Origin of the sequence: Thermosipho atlanticus DSM 15807, assembly GCF_900129985.1 — a bacterium.
GTDB lineage: Bacteria > Thermotogota > Thermotogae > Thermotogales > Fervidobacteriaceae > Thermosipho_A > Thermosipho_A atlanticus.
The window spans coordinates 1-13,926 of sequence record NZ_FQXN01000004.1 but is presented as its reverse complement, the minus strand read 5'-3'; the positions used below and the strand labels follow the sequence as shown (position 1 = coordinate 13,926).

The 13,926-nt window shown below is 31.0% G+C and carries 15 protein-coding genes; 10 read left to right on the top strand and 5 right to left on the bottom strand.

Annotation, left to right across the window (positions count from 1 at the left end):
- Position 1: 1 nt before the first annotated feature.
- From BUB65_RS05395 to BUB65_RS05380, 4 genes are all read right to left on the bottom strand, one after another.
- Entirely contained in the window at positions 2 to 1,366 is a 1,365-nt protein-coding gene (locus tag BUB65_RS05395; RefSeq protein WP_073073034.1) for an MATE family efflux transporter, read from the bottom strand.
- A gap of 85 nt (positions 1,367 to 1,451) precedes the next feature.
- On the bottom strand, positions 1,452 to 1,730 hold the full coding sequence (hup, locus tag BUB65_RS05390; RefSeq protein WP_073073033.1) for a DNA-binding protein HU: 279 nt from the start codon (positions 1,728 to 1,730) through the stop codon (positions 1,452 to 1,454).
- A 137-nt stretch (positions 1,731 to 1,867) separates the two neighbouring features.
- Positions 1,868 to 2,341, bottom strand: a complete 474-nt coding sequence (locus BUB65_RS05385) for a shikimate kinase (protein ID WP_073073032.1) — start codon at positions 2,339 to 2,341, stop codon at positions 1,868 to 1,870.
- Positions 2,342 to 2,353: 12 nt separating this feature from the next.
- Positions 2,354 to 2,752, bottom strand: coding sequence for a secondary thiamine-phosphate synthase enzyme YjbQ (locus BUB65_RS05380; RefSeq protein ID WP_073073031.1), 399 nt, complete (start codon positions 2,750 to 2,752; stop codon positions 2,354 to 2,356).
- Positions 2,753 to 2,918: 166 nt separating this feature from the next.
- Between BUB65_RS05380 and BUB65_RS05375 the strand changes: the two genes are divergently transcribed.
- Genes BUB65_RS05375 through BUB65_RS05335 form a run of 9 tightly spaced genes read left to right on the top strand, consistent with a single transcriptional unit; the run spans position 2,919 to position 9,805 of the window.
- Positions 2,919 to 3,287, top strand: coding sequence for a Fur family transcriptional regulator (locus BUB65_RS05375; protein WP_073073030.1), 369 nt, complete (start codon positions 2,919 to 2,921; stop codon positions 3,285 to 3,287).
- Between the two features lie 2 nt (positions 3,288 to 3,289).
- The gene (locus BUB65_RS05370; RefSeq protein WP_234946806.1) at positions 3,290 to 4,087 is read left to right on the top strand and encodes a metal ABC transporter substrate-binding protein; all 798 of its coding nucleotides are present in this window, start codon (positions 3,290 to 3,292) and stop codon (positions 4,085 to 4,087) included.
- A complete protein-coding gene (locus BUB65_RS05365; RefSeq protein WP_073073324.1) occupies positions 4,080 to 4,799 on the top strand; it encodes a metal ABC transporter ATP-binding protein in 720 nt (239 codons plus the stop codon). The genes BUB65_RS05370 and BUB65_RS05365 overlap by 8 nt, the downstream gene beginning before the upstream one ends.
- Positions 4,789 to 5,598 carry a metal ABC transporter permease gene (locus tag BUB65_RS05360; RefSeq protein WP_073073027.1) on the top strand — a complete coding sequence of 270 codons (810 nt, stop codon included), beginning with the start codon at positions 4,789 to 4,791 and terminating at the stop codon, positions 5,596 to 5,598. The genes BUB65_RS05365 and BUB65_RS05360 overlap by 11 nt, the downstream gene beginning before the upstream one ends.
- Positions 5,599 to 5,621: 23 nt before the next feature.
- A complete protein-coding gene (locus tag BUB65_RS05355) occupies positions 5,622 to 6,503 on the top strand; it encodes a bifunctional riboflavin kinase/FAD synthetase (RefSeq protein ID WP_073073025.1) in 882 nt (293 codons plus the stop codon).
- Positions 6,481 to 7,092 carry an endonuclease III gene (gene nth / locus BUB65_RS05350; RefSeq protein WP_073073024.1) on the top strand — a complete coding sequence of 204 codons (612 nt, stop codon included), beginning with the start codon at positions 6,481 to 6,483 and terminating at the stop codon, positions 7,090 to 7,092. The genes BUB65_RS05355 and nth overlap by 23 nt, the downstream gene beginning before the upstream one ends.
- Complete coding sequence (locus BUB65_RS05345; protein WP_073073023.1) at positions 7,089 to 8,228, top strand: DegT/DnrJ/EryC1/StrS family aminotransferase; 1,140 nt, start codon at positions 7,089 to 7,091, stop codon at positions 8,226 to 8,228. Before nth ends, BUB65_RS05345 begins: the two co-directional genes overlap by 4 nt.
- Before the next feature lies 1 nt (position 8,229).
- A complete protein-coding gene (locus tag BUB65_RS05340) occupies positions 8,230 to 8,430 on the top strand; it encodes a hypothetical protein (RefSeq protein ID WP_073073022.1) in 201 nt (66 codons plus the stop codon).
- Positions 8,431 to 8,464: 34 nt separating this feature from the next.
- Entirely contained in the window at positions 8,465 to 9,805 is a 1,341-nt protein-coding gene (locus BUB65_RS05335; RefSeq protein ID WP_073073021.1) for an NCS2 family permease, read from the top strand.
- A 97-nt stretch (positions 9,806 to 9,902) separates the two neighbouring features.
- Here BUB65_RS05335 and BUB65_RS05330 read toward each other — a convergent pair whose 3' ends face one another.
- Positions 9,903 to 13,172, bottom strand: coding sequence for an O-antigen ligase family protein (locus tag BUB65_RS05330; protein ID WP_234946804.1), 3,270 nt, complete (start codon positions 13,170 to 13,172; stop codon positions 9,903 to 9,905).
- Between the two features lie 186 nt (positions 13,173 to 13,358).
- Here BUB65_RS05330 and BUB65_RS05325 point away from each other — a divergent pair, with 186 nt between their 5' ends.
- Positions 13,359 to 13,925 (top strand): hypothetical protein, encoded by a 567-nt coding sequence (locus BUB65_RS05325; protein ID WP_073073020.1) that lies wholly within the window; start codon positions 13,359 to 13,361, stop codon positions 13,923 to 13,925.
- The last annotated feature ends 1 nt before the right edge of the window (position 13,926 follow it).

The following is a 13,926-nucleotide window of genomic DNA, read 5'->3' as shown; positions in this document are numbered from 1 at the left end:
ATTATTTAAGAAATATTTTTTTCAATTTTTTAACTGTGCTCCTGCCCCAGAAAAAGGTGATTACCGCTGATGTAGCGTTCCCCGTAACAATTCCCCACCACACTCCTTTTAATCCTATATTAAGTATAAAAATGTATAAATAGGAAAACAAAACCTGCATTATTATGGTTCTATTTACAGAAACTATCATGCTCTTTATTCCTTGACCAATCCCTTGAAACATTGCAGAAGTTAACATACCAAAAGGAACACCAGGTAAGAAAAAACTCAAAATTCTTAAAGCTTCAACAAGTTCAACATATATTTTTGAACCTTCACTTGAATACGTAAATATTTTTGCAATAACGGGTGCAAAAATCATTATTGAAAGCATAACAAAAATTGAAATTATTAATCCAAATTTTATAGCAAAAATATGGGCAATTTCCAGTTTTTCCCCATTCTTTTGACCATATGAAGCACCGGTAACAGAAGTTACTGCTGTAGCTATTCCAAGCAATGGTACTGTCCCAAAATTTATTATTCGCCACGCACTTGTAAACACTGCTACCCCAAAATCTCCTCCTGACCTTACAGCAAAAATATTTAAAACAAACATAGCAATTGACATGGAAATTTGGGCTATAGAAGAAGGAATTCCTACTTTTAAAACTTCCTTCATAATTTTAAAATTAATTTTGAATCCTCTAACATACAAAGAAACGTAAGTATTTCTTTTAATAAACAACCAGTATATTATTAGAACAGTAGAAATAAAAATTGAAAAAACAGTTGCGTATGCTGCACCTTTTATTCCAAAATTAAAAGTGTAGATGAAAAGTGGATCCAAAAAAATGTTTAAAATTGAACCAATTGTGATTGCATACATTGCTTTTTTCGCGTCACCTTCGCCCCTTAATATTCCGTTAACCACATTGTTAAAAAACAAAAGAGTCGTTGAAAAAATAATCACATATGCATATTCAAGTGTTAAAGTTAAAATTTCTTCAGAAGCTCCTATTATTTTCAAAATCTTTCCAATGAAAATCAAAAAAAATATTGAAGAAATCACGCCAAAGAAAACTGAAAGAACTATTGAATTTATAGCTGCACTATCAACAAGTTTTTTATCCTTCTCACCTATTTTGCGTGCAATAACGGAGCTAGCACCAACTCCTAATCCAGATGCTAAAGATATGATTATCATAAATATTGGAAAAAATACTCCTATCGCTGCCAAAGACTTCGGGCCCAATCCTGCTACCCATATCCCATCCACAAGATTATACATTGTTTGTACAAACATAGCTAAAATCATGGGAGTTGAAAGTTTCAGTATGGCTTTTTTTGGATCTCCCTTTAAAAGCTTTACCCCTTTCGTTTCCATCAAGGACCTCCTATTAACTTTTAAAATGCTATCTATTTTACAAACAATTATTTATAAAAAAGTGTGCCCTTTCGGGCACACTTACTTATTTGTTAACAATTTCTTTCAAATCTTTACCAGGTTTAAATTTCGGAACTTTTCTTGCAGGAATTTTAATCTTCTGTCTTGTTCTCGGATTGACTCCTGTCCTTGCAGCAGCTTTTCTTACCTCAAAAGTACCGAAACCAACAAGTTGAACCTTTTCCCCCTTGGAAAGTGCTTCAGAAATAGATTCAAATACTGCATCAACTACTGCTTTAACATCTTTCTTTTTCAATCCTGGAACTTTCTCAGCAACCATGTTGACAAGTTCTTTTTTACTCATACTTTTCCCTCCCTCTTAAAAAGATAACTTTAAAATACGTTAATAATATAGCATTTTTAGTGAAAGTTTTGCAAATCTCTTATTTATAAGCTTTTTCGAACGTTTATATAGAAATTTAGAGAAAACAAAAGATTAGTTTAAATATTTCTGTTTTTTCTGTAAAAATCGTCGATAATCTTTGAAATTTCGAATTTTGTCTTATTTTCAGAAGAAATTACCAAATCTGCTTTTTGTGAAAACGTATTATGGATTTCTTCATAGACTTCATTAATACGCTTAACTTTTTTCGAGATTTTATTTATACGTTGTATATATTTTTCCTTTGGTATCTTTATATACACAATTTTACCATTAAACAACTCTAAATTTGCCAAAACTCCGAGAGTTACAATAAATTTGTCGTTATATTTTTTAAATCGTTTCAAAATTTTTCCTTCAAGTGTTCTAAGGGTATTAAAACCATTGTCAAGTAATATTTTATTAAATCCCTTCTTGTACTCAACTTTTAAAACATCATCCAAGTCAACCACGTCGTATCCAAAATCCTCTTTTAAAATTTTACCTACAGCGGACTTTCCGGAGCCAGGTAATCCAACTATATATATGGACAAATTATCCCCCCTTTAATCTTCAATAATTTTTATATAAACTTTTCTCCTTCTCGGACCGTCAAATTCACAAAAATATACACCTTGCCAAGTCCCAAGGAGAAGATGCCCGTTGTCAATAATCAAAGTGATACTCGGTGACACTAAAGTTGATTTTACATGAGAATCGGAATTTCCTTCGAGGTGAGTATAATTGAGATTTGAAGGAACAATTTTTGAAAGGGTATTTTCTATATCATATTTTACAGAAGGATCTGCATTCTCGTTAATTGTAATACCCGCAGTCGTATGAGGAACATAAACAACACAAAGTCCAGATTTTACTCCAGATTTTCTTACTAATTCCTCAATTCTACTTGTAATATCAATTAAAATATTTCTAGCTTCTGTTTTAACTTCAAAAGCAAAAAGCATGTTATCCCCCCTACATTCGAGTTTTATTATATCACAAAAGCTTTACTATATGCAAAACACGGAAGATAATAATAAATTCTTTTTTTAAATCAAAATCATTTGATTTTTAAACAACAAACTGGTATAATATTTTTGCAAATAATTTGCATTTGCAAGGAGGAATAACATGGTTATGACAAAAAAAAGAAAGGAAATTTTAGAAATAATCGAAAAAAGCAATAAACCATTAACCGCAGAAGAAATATACAAAGTCAATAAATTAAAACCAAATTTTTCCACAATATATAGAACTCTTAATTTTCTCGAAAGCAAGAATTTAATAAAATCTGTTTCTTTTGAAAATGGGCCAAAATATTTTTACTCTACCAACAAACACTATCATTTCCTATATTGCATAAAATGTGGGAACATAGAAATTTTTGACAAATGCACAGCAACCCAACTAGAAGAGTTTGTTGAGGAAAAATTTGACTTTCAAATTATAGATCATGTTTTCTACTTTAAAGGACTCTGTAAAAACTGTCAGGAGGGATGAAAATGAAGAAATCCTTAACTTTATATTTTGTAATGTTTCTACTAACAGTTATTTTCTCTCTTAACATTGTAACAACTATTAACCCTTACTATCTTCTAGTCAAAGATATTGTCCAAGATAAAGCTAAAGTAAGTCTATTAATTAAACCTGGAGCAAATCCACACGTTTATAGTTTAAAAATTAGCGATGCAAAAGTATTAAATGGCGCTGATTTAATAATTGCAAATGGTTATTTAGAACCATACCTAAAAAAATACAAAAATGTTATTTACATCTCGGATTTTGTTCCTAAACTCTTTATTGAACAAGATAATCCTCACTTTTGGTTAGATCCATTTTTCACAAAATATTATATTATTCCCTCGATAGTAAAGAAGCTTTCTGAATTAGATTCAGCAAATCGAACATTCTATGAATCAAACTCCAAAAAACTCATTAAAAAAATAAACAATTTTATTCTTGATTCATTTAACGTTTTTAAAAATGTCAAAGGAAAAATTCTTGTTCAGCATCCAAGTTTCTACTACTATTTTAAAGAATTTGGAATTGAAACTTATTGGATTGAAAAAGGTCACAATACCTCATCTAGTATTAAAGAACTTTTGAACATAATCAAAACAAAAAACATAACAGCAATTTTTTCAGAAGTTCAACAACCAAAAACAGAAATTGAAATAATAGCAAATGAACTTGGGAAAAAATACTTTGTTCTCGATCCATTAGGAATCGATACTACCACATTCATTGAGTTATATTATAAAAACCTTAATGAAATTAGAAAGGCTGTTTCATATGAATAATTACATTATTTTAGTAGAAAACTTAAATTATAAAATAAACGGTACAGAAATTTTAAAAAACATAAATTTCAAAATTCCAGAAGGAGATTTTGTAGGAATTGTGGGACCTAATGGTGCCGGAAAGTCAACTCTTGTAAAAATTTTAATTGGTCAAATTACAAACTACGAGGGAAAAGTCATTGTAAATGGAAAAATAGGATATCTCCCACAAACACAAACTATCAATAGAGAAGTTCCAATCAATGCTTTTCAATTTGTCCTTATGGGAACGTACAAAAACATTAAAAATATCGAAAAAATTCCAGAAATTTTAGACGAAATAGGGCTTTCCGGAAAAGAGAACAGATTGGTAGGAAATATGTCAGGTGGAGAACTTCAACGGCTTTCTCTTGCAAGAGCTCTCATTTCTGAACCAGATATTTTAATTCTCGATGAACCGGAAGCGGGAATAGATCAGATGGGAAAAGCAAAATTTTATGAACTTCTTGAAAAAATTCGTTCTGAAAGAAAGATTACTATAATAATGATTTCTCACGATATTGGTATGGTGTTTGAAAAATGCAAAACAATAATGTGTTTGAACAAGACACTACATTGTCATGGTCCAACTAAAGAGATCAAACCCGAAGAACTTAAAGTACTTTTCCCTGATTTTGACCTTTGGATTAGAGGAAAATACCATTACGAAAAGGAGCATAAAAATGTTCAATGAAATTTTTACATACGATTTTTTAAAAATCGCTTTCTTTGCAAGTCTTTTATCCGGTTTTGCTGCTGGAATTATCTCTCCTCTAATTGTATACAAAAAAATGGAATTTATAGGTGATGGTACTGCTCATGCAGCTTTTGCTGGTCTTGCAATAGGTTTATTTTTTGACGTTGACTACAGAGTTGTAGCAATTTTAACTGCTATCCTTTTTTCTCTTTTAATAAGTTTTTTTTCAAATAAACATAAAATTCATGAAAATAGTGCTATTGGAATGCTCCTCCCTGTATTTATGTCTGTAGGAGTTATTATCATTTCTAAAAGTAGCACATACGTTCAAGACTTAACAAGCTATCTTTTCGGGGATATTTTACTTGTGAAACTATCCGATGTATGGTTTTTGATTTTTGTTATTTTATCATCAATTGTAATTATATCCTTAATGAGATATGAAATTTTATTCTTTTTAGCAGATGAAGAAATGGCAGCATTTTATGGTGTTAATATTAAACAAATAAGAACTATTTTTTTAATTCTAATATCAGTAATCGTGGTAAGTATAGTAAAAATCTCTGGGATTATACTCCTTGGAGCACTTATTATAATACCCGGACTTTTTGCTAAAAAATTGGCTAAATCATTTTCTTCCGTCTTCGTGTTCTCTATATTCTATAATCTAGTTGTTACCTTCCTTGGTTTTTATCTTTCATACTATTTTGACATTTCCCCAGGACCTGTTATTGTTCTTACCTCTTTTACTATCTTTATCATTTTCAGCTTTTTAAAAAAGCAAAACAATTTATGATATAATTTTTTTGAGGTGATAATTTGCGCGTCGTTACAATAGGAGTTTTCGATGGAGTTCACAGAGGACATGTTCGAATTTTGGAAGAACTTAAGAATTTAGCTAAAAAGTATCATGCAGCTTCCGAAATTTTTACTATTATATACCCAATTGAATATTACAATGGAAATTTTGACGGGTTACTAATAAGTCTTCAAGAAAGAATAAATTTACTTGAAATGTATGGGACTGTTTATACACTTGATCTTCTAAAAATTAAAAATATATCTCCTGCAAAGTTTTTTAATTTTATATCAAAAGACACCAAGGCAATAGTTGTGGGAGAAGATTTTAGATTTGGAAAAAATGCTGAAGGTGATATCTCTCTACTTGAAAAATTTTGCAAAGATGAAAATATAGAGCTCAAAGTTATAAAAGACATCACTGTCGACGGGAAACGAATAAGTAGTACATTAATAAGAAAATTAATAAAATCTGGACAAATAAAAAAAGCAAATTACTTATTAGGTAGACCTTTTTCAATTCATGGGAAAGTATACAAAGACAAACAAATAGGCCGGAAATTGGGGTTTCCAACTGCTAATATAAGGCACGAAAAGGACTTAATCAATCCTAAAAATGGTGTATATTTATGTAGAGTATACGTTCCGGAGGTTTATTATGGACTCATGAATATAGGTATAAGACCTACCATTGAAAAAACAAAAACCATCAAATATGAAGTGTATATTCTGGATTTTTCCGACGATATTTATAACAATAACATTCATGTTGAACTTCTTGAATTTTTGCGAGAAGAGAAAAAATTCGAAAACATAACAAAACTCATTGCCCAAATGAAAAATGATGTCATAATTGCCAGAAAAATTTTGGAGGAGCAATATGAATATAGAAAAAATAGCTAAATTAATAATTGAGAAATTTCCAAGGGATCTTAAAATAAAAGATCCTTTTTATGTTTTAATATCTACTATATTAAGCCAAAGAAGCAAAGATGAAAACACAGAAATCGCAACAAAAAATTTATTCGGAAAATACAAAAATTCAAAAGAACTTTCAAAAGCGCAACCCAACGAATTGTATGAACTTATAAAACCTGCAGGTTTATATAGACAAAAAGCAGACAGGATAATTAAGATCTCTAAAATTTTAGAGAAGAAATACAACGGAAAAGTACCAAATACTCTCGAAGAACTTTTAAAATTACCGGGTGTAGGCAGAAAAACAGCTAATATAGTTCTTTATATATCGTTTGGTAAACCAGCACTTGCTGTAGATACTCACGTTCATAGAATTTCTAATAGATTAGGATGGGTCAAAACCAAAACACCTGAAGATACTGAATTTGAACTCATGAAGTTACTTCCAAAAGAATTATGGGGACCTTTAAATGGTGCGATGGTTGAATTTGGAAAAAATGTCTGTAAACCAGTTAAACCTGATTGCAAAAATTGTCCATTAGAAAAGTACTGCAACTGGGAGGGTAAAAAATGATACCTTTATTTGACTTAACTAGACAATACAAAAAAATCAAAAATGAAATTTTAAGCGCAATCGACAAAGTTCTAGAAAATGGAAGGGTAATCTTGGGAGAAGAAGTTAAAAAATTGGAAACAAACATATCAAACTATATTGGAGTTAAATATGGGATAGGTGTTGCAAACGGTAGTGATGCTCTTGTAATTGCGCTAAGAGCCATGGGAATGAAAAATGGTGATAAAGTAATCACAACTCCTTATACTTTTTTTGCAACAGCTTCAGCCATTGTTAGAAACAATGGAATACCAATATTTGTGGATGTAGACAAAGAATCCTATAACATAGATTTAAATCAAGTGGAAAACATCTTAAAAAAGGAAAAAGTTTTTGGAATTATTCCCGTACATTTATTTGGACAAACACTTGATCTTGAAGGACTTCTCTTTTTAAAAGAAAAATACGGCATAAAAATTCTTGAAGATTGTGCACAATCAATAGGTTCCGAAGGAATTGTCAAAAATGAAATCAAAAAAAGTGGAAGTATTGGTGATGCAGCTATTTTTTCGTTTTTTCCGACAAAAAATTTAGGGACATATGGTGATGGTGGAATGATAGTAACAGATAACGAAAAAATATACGAATTATCTAAAACATTAAGGGTACATGGTTCAAGAAAAAAATATTATCATGACATGGTTGGTTATAATTCTAGGCTTGACGAAATTCATGCAGCAATTTTAAATGTTAAATTCAAATATCTTGATACATGGACTGAAAAAAGAATTAACATTGCAAAAAAATATGCGGAATTTTTCAAAAACAAGGAATTATCTGTAAAATATCCGAAAATATATAAAAAAACTTACAAATACCACGTTTTCCACCAGTATGTCATAGAATTTGAAAATAATAAAATAAGAGAAAAGGTAAAAGAACATCTAACCAACGTTGGAATAGGTACTAGTATTTATTACCCAACTCCTTTACATTTGCAAACATGCTTTAAAGGATTAGGTTACAAAGAAGGAGATTTTCCTATATCGGAAAAGTTATCTCAAACCACGCTTGCATTGCCAATTTTTCCTGAATTGACTAATGAAGAAATAGGAAAGATAGTTGAAGAAATAAGCAAAACATTAAAGGAGGATTAAAATGAATAACGAAAGAAATACACTCGAAGATTTGTTAAAAAGATATTTAAGAGTTAAGGAAACAATAAAAGAATTAAATAAAGAGAAGAAAGAACTTGAGGAAATGATAGTGGAGTTTGTGGAACACATGGATATAGACAACATAATTGTGGAAGGTGTATTAATAGAATTTACTAGAAAAACTAAAATTCAAATTAAATAAAATTTTTTCACATCTTACGAGGGGAGGGGTTCAAGTGGAAAAATTTTTCAAACTAAAAGAAAACGGAACAAGTGTTCGTACTGAGATTATTGCAGGTCTTACAACCTTCTTAACCATGGCTTATATCATATTTGTAAACCCAAACATACTAATCAACGTAATTCCTGGTGCTACTCCTGGAAGCGATCTCTATGCCCAATTTTTCGGTGCTTTCATGGTCGCCACAATTTTGGGTGCAGCAACTGCTACTTTGATAATGGGTTTGTGGGCAAATTACCCATTTGCTCTTGCACCTGGAATGGGACTTAACGCATATTTTGCTTTCACAGTATGTCTTAAATTAGGAATTGACTGGAGAATTGCTCTAGCAGCTGTTTTCGTTGAAGGTTTAATTTTTATACTGTTAACACTTTCCGGAGTAAGAGGATTTGTTGTAAAAGCAGTACCATCAAGCATTAAATTAGCTACAAGTGCTGGTATTGGTTTGTTTATAGCATTTATAGGGCTCAAAAGTGCTGGAATTGTAGTCTCTGATCCTGCTACGTTTGTTACACTTGGTAACTTGACTTCTCCAACTGCACTAGTAGCGATTATTGGGTTCTTTATAATAGCCATTTTGTTTGCCTTAAAAGTTCCTGGTTCCATTTTGATAGGAATTTTAGCTTCAACCTTCATAGGGGCTCTTCCTGTTTTTGGTGTAACAAAATATCAAGGAATTATCGGAAAAGTTCCTGATATTTCTCCAACTTTCTTAAAACTCTTTGAAAAGTTCTCATGGGCTGATCTTGCTACGGGAACTTTTTGGATTGTAGTCTTTACCTTCTTCTTTGTTGACTTCTTTGACACTCTTGGAACATTAACTGGTCTTGCTGAAAGTGCTGGCTTCATCAAAAACGGAGAATTCCCAAGAGCAAATAAAGCATATATGGCAGACGCTGTCGGTACTTCTGTAGGTGCATTGTTTGGAACATCAACAGTAACTACTTATATTGAAAGTAGTACAGGTATTGCCGAAGGCGGAAGAACCGGTCTTACTGCAGTTACTGTTGCAATCTTAATGCTTCTCATGCTTTTCTTTGCACCTCTTGGCCTCACAATTCCTGCAGCTGCTACTGCTCCTGCTTTAGTCTTTGTAGGTGCATTGATGCTTAAGGGATTAAAATTAGTCAATTGGGACGATATTACCGAAGCTCTTCCAGCGTTTATAACCATGATTGTTATGCCTCTAACTTACTCTATTGCAAATGGTATTGCTCTCGGCCTTATTGTTTATCCAATCGTTAAAACCTTCAGTGGAAAAGCAAAAGATGTACATTGGCTTAACTGGGTTCTAGCAATACTCTTTGCTCTCTATCTTGTTTACCTTAGAGGATAATTTTAGTTATTCAATAAAATTGCCTTCCCATAATGGGAAGGCAATTTATTATACAATAATTTTTTAATTTTGTTGAAATACTTTGAACACCACTAACTTATTTACCTAAAATATTGTTTAAATAGGACATGATATCCTCTTTACTCTTTAAAGGTGTTCCATCCTCGGTATAAACTTTACTCCACTCTTCTATTACATTCTCCCACATGTTATCCGTAAGCTCGCTATAACGCTCTTTTAGATTGGAAGCTAAGTATTTGAGATCATTCAATATTAATTCATAATGTGCTATAAATCTACTATAACTCTCAACAACACTAGCATTTGAAGGTGAAGCTATAATTTTCTGAAGAGTGCTTTTAACTTTTAATAGCGTTTCAACATTTAACCCCATTTTTTGTAACTGAGTAATAAAGTTATTTAATTTCTCCACAGCAATTGACACCCAAACATTATTTTTTCTCTGATCATACCACTTTGAAAATGTCGTCTGTGTAAGTTTTTTCATATATTCGGCCTCTGAGGACATGAAGTTATACGACTTAAAAGTTGTGTTAATATCATCTATTGCTTTTTCAAACAGGCTTAATATAGCATCTATTGCTGGTTTGGGGATATTCGAGTTTGTTAAGACAGACAAAAGTTGTTCTCTGTAAATTATTTTAATATTATCAACTGTAGTATCTAATCTTCTTATATACTTTGGTAACTGATTTCGAGCATTAATATAGGAAGCCTTGTATAAATCAGCCAATTTTTCTAAAGAATATAACATCTCTTGATACTGCCCAGCTTTATAATATTCAAAAGCACTAGCATGCAGAAAGTCTATAACACCATTTGGAACTCCCCATACACCTTTTAAATTCATATATTTCACAGCTTTTATTTCTGTAACTGCTAGCCATTCTAGGAAAGATCTAACTTCAAGGTTTGTTGGAGGTTGGAGTTTTAAAATCATTCCTGCAAAGAATCTATAAATATCCTGTCCAGCTGTTGCTTTTGATACATCCGCATTTTTCCAATCAGGGAATCTATTCCATCCACCTGGCATGTTTTGAATAGTAATTTTGGCATATCTAATATATTCTTCAAAAAATTCTACAACTAAACTTTTAACGTAGTTATAGTACTCGGAATCTTTTGGTAAAACACTCAAAAGTTGTTTCGCCATATTATGCAAAGAATGATATCTCATTGCAATAGCTTTATATGTATTTCTTTCATTAAATGATAACAATGATGTCTTGTATAAACCAACTGAGTCTATTAACGCCTGCATTGTTGCAAAATCAAACTTGGTTAAAATTTCAGGGTTTTGTTTAACATATGGTTCTAACTTTTCCAACCATCTGTATTTGTATTTATCATAAATTATCTTTTGAAATTCGTCAAAATTTTGAGCGAAAATTTCCCTATAATGTGTTTGAATATTATTTTTCAAATTAGCTATTCTATAATCTTGAACTGATAAAGTTGCCAAATAAAAGAAGGATTTTCCATACGTGTGGTTTATCTTAACACTTTTTATAAGTTTTTCTTTTGCTGTTTTGTAATAAGTTAAGGCTAGCTGAGGTAATTGAGAACTTTGAGAGTTTATTTGCGAAATTTGAGATAAAATCTGATTTCTTATTTTATTTATCTCGGCAACTCTTTGATTTTCAACTTCAAATTCATTGTATGGCAATCCTTTTTGCATATACTCTCTTTGTTTTTTGATCTTCCATTTTTCAGGATCTAAATAAGCATATTGACCTCTATAATTCTTTAAATCATCTAATTTTTTTTGAAGTTGTTGTATATAACCTTTTGCCTTTGGCAATTCTTCAAGAATCTTTACATACGTCATATACGCTATATTTCCATTTTTAAAATTCACTTCTGAAATAAAATGATTCCATCTAAGATACATGGAGGTATATGCTATAACAACTATTAAAAATGCTATAACCACTGCTAAAAATCCCTTAAATTCTTTAAATTCTTTTTTAGTAAAGTATGGCCCAATAGCAACACTTGCAAAAAATGTTGCAGCTAATGCATTAGGTAAAAGATGTCCTGGAAAACTGAATACGCTTTGTATGGCAAACCCAACTACCGCAACCGATAATGAAAGAAATAGAATTAAATCATCTCTCTCTTCAATCTTTTTGGGTATTGTAAAGAAAAAATAAGCAAGCGAAAACAAAAGAGAAATTATTAGTATGAAACCTACCAATCCAGTTTCACCTAAAATTTGAAAGTAATCATTGTGTGCCCTTTTAAAATTATTCCAACCATAGTAAAGTTCTGGATGTTTTTCAAGATATTCTCCCATCTTTGTAATAGACAATAATTGATAAGTTCCTATTCCTGTTCCAAAGATTTTATGATCTTCCCAAAGCTCAAGAGAAGTAAACCAAGACAAAAATCTTTCATCTTTACTTGAAACAGAAGTCATAGCCGAAAATCTACTAGTCATACTTACCTTTCCATTTCCAGTTAATGGATTTGGGGTGTTATATAAAACCACAATTAAAGCTGACAACACCAAAACTCCTATAAGCAAATATTTTGTTAATACTAAAAGTTTTTTTGCAAGTTGCTCATCATTTTTTCTAATCGTTTCAAAAGCTTTATTTTTCTTTTTCCTCGCCCAAACAAGATAAAAAATGACATACAAAGAACTCATTATGATAATAGCAATGTATTCAGATCTCGTTTGTGAAACTATAACCGCCGTTAAGCCAACAATAAAAGAAATACTTGCAAACAATTTTAAAAAGAAAACTTTAAGAAAATTCGGTTTTTTTAGCCCTAAATCAAAACTTAATATAAAATACAAAGCAATTGGTAATAACATATCTATGTAATTTGCTGTAAATATAACATTTCCTACCGTCGATTTTATTGCTGCTCTTGTAAAAGGTTCCCCAACCTTACCTAAAAATAGGTCAAAACCAAAATAAAAGTTTAAGAGAGCATCAACCGATATAACAAAAGAGGTTATTAAGAAAGTAAATAAAAGTGTACTTATTTTTTGCTTGTCTTTATAAACTGTACTAAAATATATCGCTAAAAGGACATTAAATAAAACATATAATGCTATATCAAATGAACGCCTAAAATAATAAGGATTATCTCTCAAAACATTAAAACTGGAAATTATCGATACAATTCCAAACGCAAACCACAAAACATGTGCTGAAGTTATATAAAATTTTATTTTCTTTTCTTTTATCCACTTAAACATTAGATAAGTAAACAATATAGAAATTGCTAAAGTCAAAATTGCATATTTCGGGACACTAAACTCATATGTAAGCTTAGGATGTGAAAATAACGCCACTAATACAACTGTAGCATGCATCAATATATCTCCAAACAAAAAAATCCCCTCCTTTTTATATCTTTTTTCCAAATCAAATCAAAATAAATTATACCACTCTTTTCTAATTTAATTTATTCTAAGGGAACTCTAAGGAAGTTATAAGGATTTATTAAGGAAAAGCGAGTAATATAAGAAGCGTAGAAACAAAAACCCAAATTCAAAAAAAAACCAGGAGGTGGAATTATGTTTAAAAAGATTAGTGTAGTTTTATTAACAGTATTAGTGTTAACAGCAAGTATATTTGCAGTAGGACCATGGAGGAGCAATTATGTACAGACAAACACAACAAGTCGAACACAACCACTTTATCAAAATTTACCTGAAGGAGCAACAGTTTCTGAAACAACCATATCAGGTACAGTAAAGGAAATTGAAATGATACCAGGAGAAGGGATGGAAGTAATCATTGATGCTGAAGGAGAAGAATATGAAGTACACACAGGACCAATTTGGTTGTATGATGGCTTAGAAGTAGGAGTAAATATAGAAATCAGTGGTAGAATAATTTCAACAGAAGATGAAACATACATTGTAGTAGACAAAGCAGTAATAGATGGAAAAGAAATAGTGGTAAGAGAAAACGGATTTCCAGTATTTGCAAGAAGAGGAATGGAAAATAACAGAGGAAATACATATACAGAAATGGAAAGAAGGAATGTAAGAGGTAGAATGATGAACAGACCACAAAACAAAGTTAGAGAACATGCATATGGTTATGGAATGGGAACATGTGTATATGACGCTGATTAAA